Raw genomic sequence first — 15262 nt, forward strand, 5'->3', positions numbered from 1 at the left:
GCCGAAGGAGAACTACCGGCCGAAGGAGAACTGCTGGACGGCGGAGGGCTGGACGGCGGAGCGCTCGAAGGCGAAGGAGCCTGAGACGACGAGTCACTGCACCCTGCCAGCACCCCGACCCCGGCGATCAGGACCCCGCGGCGACCAAATCCAGTCATGCCCGCAGTGTCCCAACCCTCACAAACACAGCCGGCAATCCGGGTAATCCCCCACGAACAACCCATGCCGAGGACACTGCGCGAACGACGCCACCCCCGGACTCGGATCCCACAACCCAGTCACGGCAACAGCATCCCGAGGCGGCGAGTACCCCCGCACCAGCTCCGCATACTCGCTCAGATACGACTCCGCGTACGGCGGCTCGTACCCGAGCATCCCCCAGCGGAAATGCGACCGCGCCAACTCGACCACCCGCACCACGAACGCTCGCTCGGCCGCCGGCTCCGAGGACCACGGCAACTCATCCAGGTCGAAACTCTCATTCCCCAGCCCGATCCGCGCGTTGCACAGCATCAACGCAAACCCGCGCTCGAAATCCGATGACCCCGCCAGCTCACAGGCCGCCAACGCCAGTACGTCGAGGAACACGGTCGACGCCCCGTTGGACAACCTCAACCGCGGCCCGTCATCCGAACCGCCGAAGGAGTTGCCCATCGAGGTGTTACTGCGTCACGCGGTACACGTCGAAGACGCCCTCGACCGACCGAACCGCCTTGAGTACGTGACCCAGATGCGTCGGATCGCCCATTTCGAAGGTGAAACGCGACTTGGCGATCCGGTCGCGCGTCGTGGTCAGCGCCGCGGACAGGATGTTCACGTGGTAGTCCGACAGCACTCGCGTGATGTCCGACAGCAACCGGGCCCGGTCCAGCGCCTCGACCTGAATCGCGACCAGGAACACCGACTGAGCCGTCGGCGCCCACTCGACCTCGACGATCCGCTCCGGCTGGGTCTGCAGGTTCTCCACGTTCGCGCAGTCGGCCCGGTGCACCGAGACGCCCGCACCACGGGTGACCCAGCCGATGATCTCGTCACCGGGCACCGGCGTACAGCACCGGGCCAGCTTGGAGAGCACGTCCGTCGCACCCTTGACGATCACACCGGCATCGCCGCGCGCCGTCCGTTTGCGCCGTTCACGCGTCGCCGGCAGGTGGACGCCCTCGGCGAGATCCTCGGCCGCGCCCTCTTCACCGCCGTACGTCTCGATCAGACGCCGTACGACGGCCTGTGCGGACACGTGACTCTCGCCGACAGCGGCATACAGGCCGGTGACGTCCGGGTAACGCAGCGAGTTGGCGACCGCGGTCAGCGTCTCGTGGGAGAGCAGGCGCTGTAGCGGCAGGCCCTCCTTGCGGAGCTGCTTGGCGATGGCGTCCTTGCCGTGCTCGATCGCCTCGTCGCGGCGCTCCTTGGAGAACCAGTGCTTGATCTTGTTCCGCGCGCGGGGGCTCTTGACGAACGTGAGCCAGTCCCGCGACGGTCCCGCGCCCTGCGCCTTCGAGGTGAACACCTCGACGACGTCGCCGTTCTCCAGCGTGCTCTCGAGCGGCACGAGCCGGCCGTTGACCCGGGCACCGATACAGCGGTGCCCGACCTCTGTGTGGATGGCATAGGCGAAGTCGACCGGCGACGATCCCGTCGGCAGCGACATCACGTCGCCGCGCGGGGTGAAGACGTAGACCTCGGAGTTGTTGATCTCGAACCGCAACGAGTCGAGGAACTCCGACGGGTCGGAGGTCTCCCGCTGCCAGTCGACGAGCTGCCGCACCCAGGGCATCTCGTTCGGCCCGCCGATCTCGGTGGTGGGCGCGCCCGAGGCGTCCGGGGCGGCCGTCGTCGGGTCTTCCTTGTACTTCCAGTGCGCGGCGATACCGTACTCGGCCCGGCGGTGCATGGAGAACGACCGGATCTGCAGCTCCACCGGCTTGCCCTGCGGGCCGATCACCGTGGTGTGCAGCGACTGGTACATGTTGAACTTCGGCATCGCGATGTAGTCCTTGAACCGGCCGGGGACCGGATTCCACCGCGCGTGCAGGATGCCCAGCGCGGCGTAGCAGTCCCGGACAGACTCGACCAGCACGCGAATCCCGACCAGGTCGTAGATGTCGCCGAACTCGCGGCCGCGCACGATCATCTTCTGGTAGATCGAGTAGTAGTGCTTCGGCCGGCCGGTGACGGTCGCCTTCACCTTGGCGGCACGCAGGTCCTCGTGCACCTGGTCGATGACCGAGGCCAGGTACTCGTCGCGGGACGGCGCGCGCTCGGCGACCAGCCGGACGATCTCGTCGTACACCTTCGGGTGCAGGGTCGAGAACGACAGGTCCTCGAGCTCCCACTTGATCGTGTTCATACCGAGCCGGTGGGCCAGGGGTGCGTAGATCTCCAGCGTCTCGCGGGCGATCCGCTCCTGCTTCTCCTGCCGCAGGAACCCCAGCGTGCGCATGTTGTGCAGCCGGTCGGCGAGCTTGATCACCAGCACCCGGATGTCCTTGGCCATCGCGACGACCATCTTGCGGATCGTCTCGGCCTGGGCGGACTCGCCGTACTTGACCTTGTCCAGCTTCGTGACGCCGTCGACCAGCATGGCGATCTCTTCGCCGAAGTCGCGGGTCAGCTCTTCCACCGTGTACGGCGTGTCCTCGACCGTGTCGTGCAGTACAGCGGCGCACAGGGTCGGCGCGGTCATACCGAGCTCGGCCAGGATGGTGGCGACCGCGAGCGGGTGCGTGATGTACGCGTCGCCGCTCTTGCGGAGCTGTCCGGTGTGGTATTTCTCCGCGGTCCGGTAGGCGCGCTCGATCATCGCCAGGTCGGCCTTGGGGTGCGTCGCGCGGACGACCCGGAACAGCGGCTCCAGCATCGGCGCCCGGTTCGGATGGCGGGTGCCACCGAGGCGAGCCAGCCGGGCCCGGACCCGGGCGGGCGCCGGGGCGATCCGTGGCGGCTGCTGGGAGGCAGGCGGTGACACGGGCGCCGGGCGCACCGGTGCGGGCGCGCGCGGAGGCTCCTGCGGAACCACGTTCGGCACCGCTGATGTCATCGCCGGGTCTTCGCCCACGTTGTGTCCCTCCGCCGACAGGCCCCCAGTCTAGGGGGCACCGGCCAACGAGGCGGAAACACCCTGTGGACAACACGCCGGGTCATCCGGCGCTCACCCAGAGTTTGCCCGATTTCAGACCGTCACGAGCGAGGTCAGGTGCTCGTCCGCGAGCCGTTTGCGGCCCGGGAGGAACGAGAGCTCGAGCAGGACCGCCGTACCGACGACCTCGGCGCCACAGCGGCGGATCAGCCGCAGACACGCCTCGACCGTCCCGCCGGTGGCGAGCACGTCGTCGATCACGAGCACCCGCTCCCCGGCCGTGAACGCGTCCTGGTGCACCTCGATGGTCGCCTCGCCGTACTCCAGCGCATACGACTCCTCGTACGTCGGAGCCGGCAGCTTCCCCTTCTTCCGCACCGGCACGAACCCGGCGCCGAGGGCGAGCGCGACCGGAGCGGCCAGGATGAACCCGCGCGCCTCGATCCCGACCACCTTGTCGACCACCGGGGTCCCGTCGGCGTCGCGCCCGGCCGCGGCCAACGCCTCGACCACCTGGGCGAAGCCGCCGTGATCACCCAGCAGCGGGGTGATGTCCTTGAACACCACCCCCGGCTGCGGGTAATCGGGGATGTCGCGGATGCCCTCGGTGAGGACCTGCTCCAGCGACCGCATCACTTACCGCGCTTCGACCGCGGCTTGCGCGACGGCTGCGGCCGGCCGGAGCCGGTCGCCTTCATCGGGCGAGCCGCCGGTGTCGGCGCCGTACCTGCTGGTCGATCCTGCTTGCGCGGAGCGTCCGGTACGGCGGTACGCGCCGTCGCTCCCGCGGTTGCGACCGCCACCGGGGCGCCGTTCGCTGCGGCGGCCGTCTGCGCCTTCTTGGCCGTGACCCGGCGGTTCAGCGCCTTCATCCCCGGCTCGCGCTCCTTGAACGTCGCGAGCAGCGCGGGCGCGATGAAGATCGACGAGTACGCACCGACCGCGATACCGACGAACAGGGCCAGCGACAGGTCCTTCAGCGGCCCGGTCCCCAGCACCCAGGTGCCGACCACGAGGATCGCACCGACCGGCAGCAACGCCGTGACCGTCGTGTTGATCGACCGTACGACGGTCTGGTTCACGGCCAGGTTGGTCGCGTCGGAGTAGGTGTACCGGTTCGAGCCGGTAATACCGCGGGTGTTCTCCCGGATCTTGTCGAAGACCACGACCGTGTCGTAGAGCGAGTAACCCAGGATGGTCAGGACGCCGATCACCGTCGCCGGCGTCACGTCGAACCCGATCAGCGCATACACACCGACCGTGATCGTGACGTCGTGGACCAGCGCGATGATCGCGGCGATCGAGCCCTTGGCTTCTCGGAAATACAGCCAGATCACCGCGAACACGAGGACCAGGAACACCAGCAGCGCGAGCAACGCCTTGTCCGCGATCTGCTGACCCCAGGAGGCGCCGATCTGCGACGTGGTCACCTGGTCGACCGGGATCCCGGCCTCCTTGGCGACCGCGTCCTTCACCTTCGCGATGTCGGTCTGGCTCAGCGGCTTGGTCTGCACCCGCACCGAGTTGCCGTTGATCGTGGTGACGACCGGGTCGCCCAGGCCCTGGGCGTTGGTCGCCTTCACGGCGTTGCCGAAGTCCTGGACGGTGCTGTCGGTGACCTTGACCTTCGCCTGGTACTCGTTGCCGCCCTTGAACTCGATTCCGAGGGCCAGTCCACGGGTGAACAGGCCGATCAGCGACACGGCCACCAGCACCAGGGAGACGGTGAACCAGATCTTGCGATGACCGATGAAGTCGTAGGAGACCTCACCGCGGTGCAGCTTGGCACCGATCTGTCCGAGCTTCGACATCAGACCTCCCCTCCGACCGGCTTGCGCGTCGACGGCGTCTTCCGCGGCCGCAGCGACGGTTTCGTCTGACCGGGCAGCCGGTCGACGCCGAGATGTTCCGGATCCAGACCGGACAGCTTGTGGCCGTGACCGAAGAAGTCGGTCCGGGCCAGCAGGGTGACCATCGGCTTGGTGAACAGGAAGACCACGACCAGGTCGATCAGCGTGGTCAGACCGAGCGTGAACGCGAAGCCCTTCACGCTGCCGACCGCCAGCACGTAGAGCACGACCGCGGCGAGCAGCGAGATCGAGTCGGCGGCGATGATCGTGTGCTTGGCGCGAGCCCAGCCGGTCTCGACCGAGGAGCGCAGACTGCGCCCCTCGCGCACTTCGTCGCGTAGTCGTTCGAAGTAGATGATGAACGAGTCGGCGGTGATACCGACCGCGACGATCAGACCCGCGATGCCGGCCAGCGACAGCGTGAACCCGATCGATTTACCGAGCAGGATCACGAGTGAGCCGGTCAGCACGCCGGCGACCGCCAGCGAGGCGACCACCACGATCCCCAGACCGCGGTAGTAGAGGAAGCAGAAGATCACGACGAGCGCCAGACCGGCCAGACCGGCCCAGATCCCGGCCGACAGCTGCTCCCCACCGAGCTGTGCCGAGACCGTGTCGACCGTGGAGATGTCGAACTTGACCGGCAGCGCACCGTACTTGAGCACGTTGGCCAGGTCGCGCGCCTCGGCCTCGGTGAACGATCCGGTGATCTGCGCCTGGCCACCCGGGATCGGGTTCTCCACGCTCGGGGCCGAGATCGTCGTACCGTCCAGCACGATCGCGAACTGGTTCGCGCCCTGGCCGCGCTGGGAGAGGTTCGTGGTCGCGGCGAGGAACTTGTTCCCGCCCTCGCCGGTGAACTTCAGGTTGACCTGCCACTGGATCCCGTTCTGCGGGATGCCGGCGGAGGCGTCCGACAGGTCCTGACCCTTCATGATCGCCGGACCGAGCAGGTACTTGACCTGCTTGGTCTGGTCGCACGAGAAGAGCGGCAGGTCCGGGTTGTCCTGCTGCTTGGCGTCGCACTTGTACGCCGCGAACGCCGCCTGCGTGGCCGCGTCCGGGGTGTAGGTCAACGGGTCGCCGGGCTTGGCCGCCGGAGTCGACGGGGTTGCCGCCGGAGTGCTCGGCGTCGTACTCGCCTTCGGGGTCGTGCTCGACTTCGGCGCAGTCGGCGTCGGGGTCGGGGTGGCGGCCGCGCCGGCCTTGCCCAGGGCGCTGGTCCAGGCCCGGCCGTTCGGCGTGGTCGACGTCGACGGCTTGATGGTGGCGCTCGCACTGGGCTTCGGCGTGGTGCTCGGCTTCGGCGTCGCGCTCGGCGTACCCGACGGCGTGGGTGTCGGCGTCGGCGCCGGTGCCGCCGAGTCCTGGGCCAGCACGATCCGGAAGTACAGCAGCGCCGTCTGGCCGACCTGCTGGACCAACGACTCCTTGGTGGCACCGGGGACGGCCACGTTGATGTGGTTCGACCCGGAGGTGGTGATCTCCGACTCCGCGACACCCGCGCCGTTGACGCGCCGGTCGATGATGGCCTTCGCCTCTTGCAGCTGGTCGGCTGTCACCGTGCCTTTGCCGTCCAGCGTCTGGGCGGTCAGCGTGATGGTGGTACCACCGCGCAGATCGAGGCCGAGCTTGGGCTTCCAGGTCTTGGTCAGCGCCATGGTCCCGAACAGCAGGATCACGATGACCACCAAGACGATCAGGTTCCGCCCGGGGCGTGATGTCGTCGTCGTTGCCACGTCAGATTCAACCTTTGTGCTTCTGGGCGCGCCGCATCGCCGGATGACCGTGACAAGTCGTCAGGGTGGGCGCCACGCCGCAGGCCGTTGGGACGGAAAATCAGTTCTCGGTGTGCGTCGGCGGCAGGCTCGGCTTGTCCTGCACCTTGCCGGTCTTGCCTGCGTCCGGTACGTCGACCGGGTCCTTGCCGGACTCTTCCGCGACCGGCTCGGCCTCGACCGGCTCCTCGACCGCGTCCGCGTCCTCGTCCGGGACGACCCGCCCGATCGCTCCCTTGACGACCTGCACCAGCACGCCCTCGGAGATCTCCAGCGTCACGTACTCGTCGTCGGTCTCCTCGACGATGCCGACCAGGCCGCTGGTGGTGATCACCTTGCTACCCGGAGCAAGCGCGGCGACGGTGTCTGCCTGCCGCTGACGCTGCTTTTTCTGCGTCCGGCTCATGAACCAGATCATCCCGACGATCAGGATCAGTGGCAGCAGCAACGTGAAGCCGGAGCCGCCCCCGGAAGAGGCCAAAGGTACTGCGAGGAGTTGCATCGGGTCTCAAAATCCTTTGTCGATCGGGAGTACGGGCGTCCGGCACGCTCTGCTCAAGCGCGCAGGTCGCACCGGAAGTGGCCTGAGGTCAGGCCACCGGGGAGTCTAACCCTGAGCGGCAACAAGTGCCTCATGACACGGGGTCACGTTTGAGTTACTCGGTACGCAGTGTCTACGTTCCGGCGAACTCGGACGTTCCCAGGAAGGCCGTATCGACACTCAGGAAGGCTGTCTCCACTCTCTTCTATTCATCGTCGAACAACGTGTCCGCGAAGGTTGCACCCTTCGGGACCTTGAGCCCGATGTGCCGCCAGGCCGCCGGCGTGGCGACGCGGCCGCGCGGCGTACGGGCCAGATACCCGGACCGGACCAGGAACGGCTCGGCCACTTCCTCCACGGTCTCACGTTCTTCGCCGACCGCAACGGCCAAGGTGGAAAGACCTACCGGTCCACCGCCGAAACGGCGGCACAAAGCGTCCAGAACGGACCGGTCGAGCCGGTCCAGGCCCATCTTGTCCACCTCGTACAGCTCCAGGGCCGCCTTGGCCAGCGCGAGCGTGACGATGCCGTCGGCCCGCACCTCCGCGTAGTCACGGACGCGGCGGAGCAGCCGGTTCGCGATCCGGGGTGTCCCGCGGGACCTGGACGCGATCTCCGCCGCCCCCTCGGGCGTGATGTCGACCTCCAGCAGCGCGGCCGATCGGTTCACGATCTTCTCCAGCTCGGCGGCCTCGTAGAACTCCAGGTGGCCGGTGAACCCGAACCGGTCCCGCAGCGGCCCCGGCAGCAACCCGGCCCGAGTGGTCGCGCCGACCAGCGTGAACGGCGGAATCTCGAGCGGGATCGCCGTCGCGCCCGGCCCCTTGCCGACGATCACGTCGACCCGGAAGTCCTCCATCGCCATGTACAGCAGCTCTTCGGCCGGCCGGGACATCCGGTGGATCTCGTCCAGGAACAGCACTTCGCCTTCGCTCAGCCCGGACAGGATCGCGGCCAGGTCGCCGGCGTGCTGGATCGCCGGGCCGCTGGTGATCCGGAGCGGCGCGGACAACTCGGCGGCGATGATCATCGCCAGCGTGGTCTTGCCGAGCCCGGGCGGACCGGACAGCAGGACGTGGTCCGGCGCCCGGTTGCGGCCGCGGGCGGCGTGCAGGACGAGCTGGAGCTGCTCGCTCACCCGGCGCTGACCACCGAACTCGGCCAGCGTGCGTGGCCGGAGCGCGGACTCGATCTTGCGTTCCTCGAGATCCACCGCGTCCGCGGAGACCAGCGGCCGGACGTTGTCTTCCATCCCTTACGCCTTCGACAGCGCGCGCAACGCGGCGCGCAGCAGGTCTGGAACGGACGGATTTTCGTCGTCGGCTGCCAGCGGCGAGACCGCGGTGACGGCGTCGTCCGCGTCACGAGCCGACCAGCCGAGCCCGACAAGGCCGGCGTGCACCTGCTCGCGCCAGGCGTCCGAGGCCAGCAGCGGGCGACCGGTCACGGTCTTCGACGGCGCACCGATCTTGTCCTTCAGCTCGAGCACGATCCGCTGCGCGCCCTTCTTGCCGATACCGGGCACCTTCACCAGGACGGCCAGGTTTTCGGTCGCGACGGCCTGCCGGAGCTGGTCCGGACTCAGCACGGCGAGCGCGGCCTGGGCAAGCTTCGGCCCGACTCCGGACGCCGTCTGCAGGAGCTCGAACAGGTCCTTCTCGTCGTCGTCGGAGAACCCGTACAGCGTGAGTGAGTCCTCGCGGACCACCATCGACGTCGCGACCCGGGCTTCCTGCCCCGGCCGCAGCCCGGCCAGCGTGCCGGGATGGCAGAAGACCTGCAGGCCTACTCCCCCGACCTCGATGACGGCACAGTCCACTCCGATGGCCGCCACAGGCCCCCGTACATAGGCGATCATCGCCAACCTCCACGCCTGCTGATTCCTGTCTTCACCCTTGCCCTGCAGCCTTCATCGCTTGCCCTGCTGCGCGGCCACCGCGGCCCGCAGTCTCGCCACCTGCAGCCGGGACTGCGCCTGGGCCAGAGCCTCCAGGTTGGCCCGGCTCCCGGCCGCTTCCTGCAACTTGTTGGTCACTCCGCCACGCCACACCTGACAGATCGCCAGCGCGAGCGCGTCGGCGGCGTCCGCGGGCGTCGGACGCTCGGCCAGCTTGAGGATCCGGGTCACCATCGTGGTCACCTGCTCCTTGCCGGCCCGGCCGGACCCGGTGACCGCGGCCTTCACCTCGCTCGGGGTGTGCAAGGCGACCGGCAACCCACGCCGCGCCGCGACCACCATCGCGACACCGGACGCCTGCGCCGTCCCCATCACCGTCCGAACGTTGTGCTGCGCGAACACCCGCTCGACCGCAACCGCATCCGGCCGGTACTCGGCGATCCACTCCTCCAGCTCGGCCTCGATCCGGACCAGCCGCTTGGCCACATCCAGCTCGGCCGGCGTCCGGATCACTCCGACGGCGACCAGCGCCGGCGGCTTACCGGGTGTGCCCTCGACAACGCCGAGGCCGCACCTGGTCAGGCCGGGGTCGACACCGAGCACCCGCATGGATCACCTCCGAACGTTTGTTCGACAACCCTAAGCGTCGGCCAACCCACCAGGAAATCGACGCGCCGGGTTCAGAAGTAGTCGAGCATGTACGGCGTCGGTCCTGCGAAAACCGGGTCGAGCGCCGAATCCACAGCCGTCGTTCCGCCCGTCGCCAAACCAGCTCCACGCAGGGTGGCCAGCGGCGTACCGGAGTAGAGACCGGCGAGTCCGCGTGCGCCGAGCTGCAGGACGTCAGCGGACACTTGGGCCGGCGTGAGTCGTCCGATCCCGTCAGCAACCGACAGGTGCCAGCCACCACTGTTGTCGGGTACGTCTGGGTCCTCTAGCCGCAGGTCGATCTCCACTGCGGCAGCAGGTACGAATCCCCGTGCCGCGATCGCAGTGGGCGCATCCAGGAGCCGTAGCATCCAGCGCTGGTGCTGAACCTCTCGCTCGGCCTCGTGCTCGACCAAAAGGTGCACCGGGTCGTCCGGAGAGATGTAGGCCTGCACAGTGTTGGCAATGGACGAGCCGGAGCCGACAGTGGCCCAGAGCGCCCGTGCTGTCTCCTCGGACCCGGCAACGATCTCGTCGACGCACAGGTCCGAGCCGGACCAGTTGTAGACGACGAAACCGTCGTCCGCGATGTAGGCGAAGTTCTCCTCGTCACCCAGCCACTCGGTGACCTCTTTGACCGGCCACACCAGCGGACCGTTCGTACGGCGTCGCGCGTGCGACTCCCCCACCAGCTCCAGGAACCGCTCCGCATCCGCCGGCCCAGCGCGTCGTACGGAAACCCCCTTGCCACCCAGCGCCCGCAGGTCCGCCGCGGGGAAGGAGAACCGGTACCGGCCGCCGCCGTACTCGTAGCCGAGGTGCCGGTAGATCACTGTGGTCGCCGGGTACAGCGCGGTCAGCGGAAAGCCTTTGTCCGCAGCGCGCCGGAGCACACCCCGCATCAGCTTGCTGCCCACACCACGACCCCGGTACTCCGGCGACACCACCACGCCCGCGACACCGGCCACCGGAACGCTGCGGCCGCTCCACCACTGCTCGAAGGCCCAGAACCGGGCCGCCGCGATCACCTCGTCGCCGTCCGCGACACCGACGTACCGGCCGTCCTGAAGGAATACCCGCGCGTCCTTGAGCCATTGCTCGCGATCGCCGGGCGCCATCAGCCCGAACGACCGTGCCCGCACCCTCATCACCGCGTCCAACTGATCCTCGGTGATGTCCACAAACCGCAATGCGTCACTCACGCCGAAGACCTTATGTCCTGGCGGCTACTTCCGGTCGGTCACCCACAGGTGGATCGTTCCCTCGACCACGACCGTGCCGTCGGAGCGCGTCGCCTTCACCTGGACCGGAACGTCGGGACCCACGGTCCAGGCGGCCGGATCCGTCTCGGCCGAGCAGGTCAGGTCCGAGATGGATTTGGCCAGGTAGGCGACCTCCATGCCCTTCGGCAGCCAGCGCTTCCCGGCCGGAACGGTTGCCTCCGCCAACGCACCCATGGCCGCCTCGAGACCGTTGCACACGGCAATCGCATGCACAGTACCGATGTGGTTCTGCACGGCCCGCCGCTTCGGCAGCACCAGCGCCGCGTAGTTGGGGCTCACCTGCACGAACCGCGGCCGGATCGACCGGAAGTACGGCGCCTTCCAGGTGAAGGCCCAGGAGAACGCCCGTTCACCGCCCGGCACCGACCGGAACCGCTCCCACATCGCCAGCACCTGACTCGCCATACCCGAAGGTTACCCGTGAGTCACATGAGCGTCGAGAGGTGACCAGATGTGCTCGAACGCTTGCTCAACCGACAGAGCGTGCAGCACAGTTTGCGCAGGGGGAGCCAGCGCCGCGCGATCACCCGGCGCCCGATCTGTTGGGGGAACACCGCCATGTCCAGCCTTGTCACATCGTTGAGAGGCCGCCGCCCGCTGACACTTGGTGTCACCGCAGCGCTGATCCTCGCGACCGGAGTCGCCGCGCATCCGGCCGAGGCCGCGCCGAACCCTGGCCCGGCCGCGACCTACATCGTCCAGCTCGCCGACGCACCGCTCGCGGGCTACACGGGCACCATCGCCGGGTATAAGGCAACGAAGCCCGCGACCGGGAAGAAGTTCGACGGCAAGACCGCCGACGCCGGGAAGTACCGCGGCTATCTGAAGAGCCGCCACGACGCGATCGCCAGTCAGGTCGGCGTCTCGAGGCTGTACGACTACTCGGTCGGCTTCAACGGCTTCGCCGCGACCATGACGTCGTCGAAGGCGGCCCAGCTGGCCCGGACGCCTGGTGTGCTGAGCGTCAGCAAGAACGAGATCCGGCACGCCGACACGGTGAGTACGCCGGGATTCCTCGGCCTCGACAAGCCCGGCGGCCTGTGGGAACAGCTCGGTGGACCCGCCAAGGCCGGCGGCGGCAAGAACCTGGTCATCGGCGACATCGACAGCGGTGTCTGGCCGGAGAGTGCGTCGTTCCGCCCGCTGACCGACCCGGGTCCGCTGACCGGGTTCCGCGGTAGCTGTGCGGCGGCAGAGCAGTGGGCCACCACGAACTGCACGAACAAGATCGTCAGCGCGCGGTTCTACAACGCCGGTCTCGGCGGGAACACCGCGATCAAGGCGGCGCCGTACGTCAACGAGGTCGCGTCGCCGCGCGACATCAACGGCCACGGTTCGCACACCGCGTCGACGGCGGCCGGTGACTACAACACCGACATGGTTGTCAACGGCAACTCTCTCGGCAAGGGCAGCGGGATGGCGCCGGCGGCCAGAATCGCCGTGTACAAGGCGTTGTGGAACACCGGCGCCAGCGCATCCGGCAGCACCGCCGACCTGGTTCAGGCGATCGAGGACGCGATCCTCGACGGCGTCGACGTGATCAACTTCTCCATCTCGGGCAGCCTGAGCAGCGATGTCGACCCGGTCGAGGTCGAGTTCTTCTACGCCGCCGCCGCGGGCATCTTCGTCTCCGCGTCGGCCGGCAACAGCGGGCCGAGCAGCTCGACGGTCGCGCACAACTCGCCCTGGCTGACGACCGTTGCCGCCGGCACCCACGACCGCCAGTTCGAGGCGAAGGTGACGTTGGGCAACGGCGCGAGTTACGTCGGCGCGGGCATCGGGGCCGCCGTACCGACGAGCCCGATCATCCTCGCCACCAGCGCTGTCAGGTCGGGCGCGGCTCCGACCGGGGCCCGGTTGTGCTTCTCGAAGACGTGGGATCCGGCCCATCCGGAAGGGTTCCTGGATCCGACCAAGGTGGCCGGCAAGATCGTTGTCTGCGACCGCGGGACGAACGACCGGACCGACAAGAGCAAGGCCGTCCTGGAGGCCGGAGGCGTCGGCGTGGTGCTGACCAACACCAGCCCGAACTCGCTGAACGCCGATCTTCACTGGCTGCCGACGATTCACGTGAGTGACACCAACGGCGCGGCGATCAAGGCGTACGTGAGCGCGAACCCGGGTGCCACCGCGAGTCTGGGCGCCGGGTCCAAGGTCGTCGGCGCCGCAGCTCCTCAGGTGGCCGCATTCTCGTCGCGCGGTCCCGCGATCGCCGGCAAGGGCGACCTGCTGAAGCCCGACATCATGGCGCCCGGCGTGGACGTGCTCGCGGCGGTGTCCCCCGCCTCCGGTGGCAAGGACTTCAACTTCGAGTCCGGTACGTCGATGGCCGCGCCGCACATCGCCGGGATCGCAGCCTTGCTCAAGCAACTGCATCCCACCTGGTCTCCGATGATGATCAAGTCCGCGCTGATGACCAGTGCGTCCGTGCTGGACAACAAGGGCAACCCGATTCCCAACGCGGGTGCGTTCGACTACGGATCTGGGCAGGTCACGCCGAACTCGGCCGCCGACCCGGGCCTCGTGTACGACAGTGGTCCGATCGACTGGACCCGATTCCTGTGTGGGACGGGCGAGCTGCCGACCAGCAACCTGCTCTGCGCACTCTTCGGCACCCGCGACCCGAGTGACCTGAACACCCCGAATATCGCGATCGGCGATCTTCCCGGGATTCAGACGGTGACTCGGACCGTGACCAACGTTGGCAAGACCAAGGCGACGTACAAGGTCGCGGTGACCGCACCGGCCGGTGTGACAACGACTGTGTCGCCGACGACGCTCACCATCGCTCCTGGGCGGTCGGCGTCGTACAAGGTCTCCTTCACTCGTACGACGGCGCCGAACGACACCTACACCGCTGGGAATCTGGTGTGGAGCGACGGCACGCACTCGGTCCGCAGCCAGCTGGTCGTGCGGCCTGTCGGGGCGAGGGCTGTCTCAGACGTCACCCGCACTGGGACGTCTGGGTCGGTTGGGATCGCGGTGACACCTGGGTACAACGGCAATCTGACCACCACCGTCGGCGGGCTGGTCGCGGGTAACCGTCGGCCGACCACACTGGTCGGTGCGGGCGGGACGTCGTTCCCGACTGGTTCTCCGGCGGCTGGGCCGCACACGGCGAAGTACACCGTGACTGTGCCTGCTGGGACGTCAGTGGCCCGGTTTGCGACGTTCGACTCGGACGTCGCGGCTGGAACCGACCTCGACATGTTTGTGTACAACGCCGGCACAAACACGCTGGTCGGCTCCAGCACGGGCGCTACCGCGCAGGAGCAGGTCCAGCTGATCGATACGACCGGCACCTTCGATGTGTACGTCGATCAGTTCGCCCTGCCGGCCGGGACGACACAGCAGGTCGTCCCCGAGTTCGACTGGGCCGTCGGTGCCGCCACAGGCAACCTCACCGCCACCCCAACCACCAAGGCCGGCACCACAGGCAAAACCTTCACCCTGACAGCCAAGTGGTCAGGCCTAACCGCCGGCACCCACTACCTAGGCACCCTCACCTACACCGACGGCCCCACCCAACTAAACCAAACAGTCCTAGCCGTCAACGCATGACACCTACTTAAAACAAGAACACAGAAGCTCTAAGAAAAGACAGAGGAAAGAAGAAGAGCAAGAAAGTTGAAAAGAAAATAGAGAAGGTGCTGGGTGCCTGGCTGGGCTGGGCGGGTCGGTGGTGGTCGGCTGGTCAGAGTACGTGCCGGCATCGAGTCGTGGATCGTGGTCGGCCAGACACACCCCACCACGCCACAATCCACGACTCGAACCACCCAGCAGGCACGCAAGGCATCCGCACCCGGCGCTGCAGGCCATCACAATCGCCGTCCAGCGGCAGTTTCACGCCTGAGTCGCACCAGAACCGTAGATTGTGATGGCCTGCAGATCCGCTCACTCACTGACTGGTTCCTCGGCAGTCCCGATCTCTCGCATGCGGTGAGTCGCTCCACTCCTCACCGGCCGACCACCAACTGGCCGCACCTACGCACCAGGCACGCCAGGCACCCAGCCGCTCTACTGGGCCTCAGCCGCAGGTTTGGGATGCTCGATAAACAGCACCGGGGGGGGGAGCCCCCCGGCGGGCTGGCCCCGGTTTTTTTGTTTTTTTTAATTTTGGATTAAAAAACACCAACGCGTGAAGGAAAGTTTTGGTGGAGGTTTTTTTGTGGTGGCGGGGTTATGG

General features: G+C 67.7%; 12 protein-coding genes. 1 reads left to right on the forward strand and 11 read right to left on the reverse strand.

All coding sequences use genetic code 11. From position 1 onward, the window contains the following. Window positions 1-177 precede the first annotated feature (177 nt). The 11 genes from ACWF4Z_RS29630 to ACWF4Z_RS29680 all read right to left on the reverse strand — a co-directional run bounded on the left by ACWF4Z_RS29630 (window position 178) and on the right by ACWF4Z_RS29680 (window position 11481). Window positions 178-654 carry a hypothetical protein gene (locus ACWF4Z_RS29630; RefSeq protein ID WP_452246445.1) on the reverse strand — a complete coding sequence of 159 codons (477 nt, stop codon included), beginning with the start codon at window positions 652-654 and terminating at the stop codon, window positions 178-180. A gap of 7 nt (window positions 655-661) precedes the next feature. Further along, window positions 662-3040, reverse strand: a complete 2379-nt coding sequence (locus ACWF4Z_RS29635) for a RelA/SpoT family protein (RefSeq protein WP_452246446.1) — start codon at window positions 3038-3040, stop codon at window positions 662-664. Window positions 3041-3172: 132 nt separating this feature from the next. After that, complete coding sequence (locus ACWF4Z_RS29640; protein WP_452246447.1) at window positions 3173-3712, reverse strand: adenine phosphoribosyltransferase; 540 nt, start codon at window positions 3710-3712, stop codon at window positions 3173-3175. After that, on the reverse strand, window positions 3712-4890 hold the full coding sequence (gene secF, locus ACWF4Z_RS29645; protein WP_452246448.1) for a protein translocase subunit SecF: 1179 nt from the start codon (window positions 4888-4890) through the stop codon (window positions 3712-3714). The genes ACWF4Z_RS29640 and secF overlap by 1 nt, the downstream gene beginning before the upstream one ends. Then, window positions 4890-6668, reverse strand: coding sequence for a protein translocase subunit SecD (gene secD / locus ACWF4Z_RS29650; protein ID WP_452246449.1), 1779 nt, complete (start codon window positions 6666-6668; stop codon window positions 4890-4892). The genes secF and secD overlap by 1 nt, the downstream gene beginning before the upstream one ends. A gap of 100 nt (window positions 6669-6768) precedes the next feature. Next, on the reverse strand, window positions 6769-7209 hold the full coding sequence (gene yajC / locus ACWF4Z_RS29655) for a preprotein translocase subunit YajC (protein ID WP_452246450.1): 441 nt from the start codon (window positions 7207-7209) through the stop codon (window positions 6769-6771). Window positions 7210-7453: 244 nt separating this feature from the next. Continuing rightward, window positions 7454-8500, reverse strand: a complete 1047-nt coding sequence (gene ruvB, locus ACWF4Z_RS29660) for a Holliday junction branch migration DNA helicase RuvB (RefSeq protein WP_452246451.1) — start codon at window positions 8498-8500, stop codon at window positions 7454-7456. A 3-nt stretch (window positions 8501-8503) separates the two neighbouring features. After that, window positions 8504-9106: a Holliday junction branch migration protein RuvA gene (gene ruvA, locus ACWF4Z_RS29665; protein ID WP_452246452.1), complete on the reverse strand. Its 603-nt coding sequence runs from the start codon at window positions 9104-9106 to the stop codon at window positions 8504-8506. 51 nt (window positions 9107-9157) lie between these two features. Continuing rightward, window positions 9158-9754 carry a crossover junction endodeoxyribonuclease RuvC gene (gene ruvC, locus ACWF4Z_RS29670; protein WP_452246453.1) on the reverse strand — a complete coding sequence of 199 codons (597 nt, stop codon included), beginning with the start codon at window positions 9752-9754 and terminating at the stop codon, window positions 9158-9160. A gap of 71 nt (window positions 9755-9825) precedes the next feature. After that, a complete protein-coding gene (locus tag ACWF4Z_RS29675) occupies window positions 9826-10995 on the reverse strand; it encodes a GNAT family N-acetyltransferase (protein ID WP_452246454.1) in 1170 nt (389 codons plus the stop codon). Between the two features lie 24 nt (window positions 10996-11019). Continuing rightward, window positions 11020-11481 (reverse strand): hotdog fold domain-containing protein, encoded by a 462-nt coding sequence (locus ACWF4Z_RS29680; RefSeq protein WP_452246455.1) that lies wholly within the window; start codon window positions 11479-11481, stop codon window positions 11020-11022. Window positions 11482-11634: 153 nt separating this feature from the next. Here ACWF4Z_RS29680 and ACWF4Z_RS29685 point away from each other — a divergent pair, with 153 nt between their 5' ends. Next, window positions 11635-14637: a S8 family peptidase gene (locus tag ACWF4Z_RS29685; protein WP_452246456.1), complete on the forward strand. Its 3003-nt coding sequence runs from the start codon at window positions 11635-11637 to the stop codon at window positions 14635-14637. Window positions 14638-15262 lie beyond the last annotated feature (625 nt).

The organism is Kribbella sp. NPDC055071, from assembly GCF_053608045.1.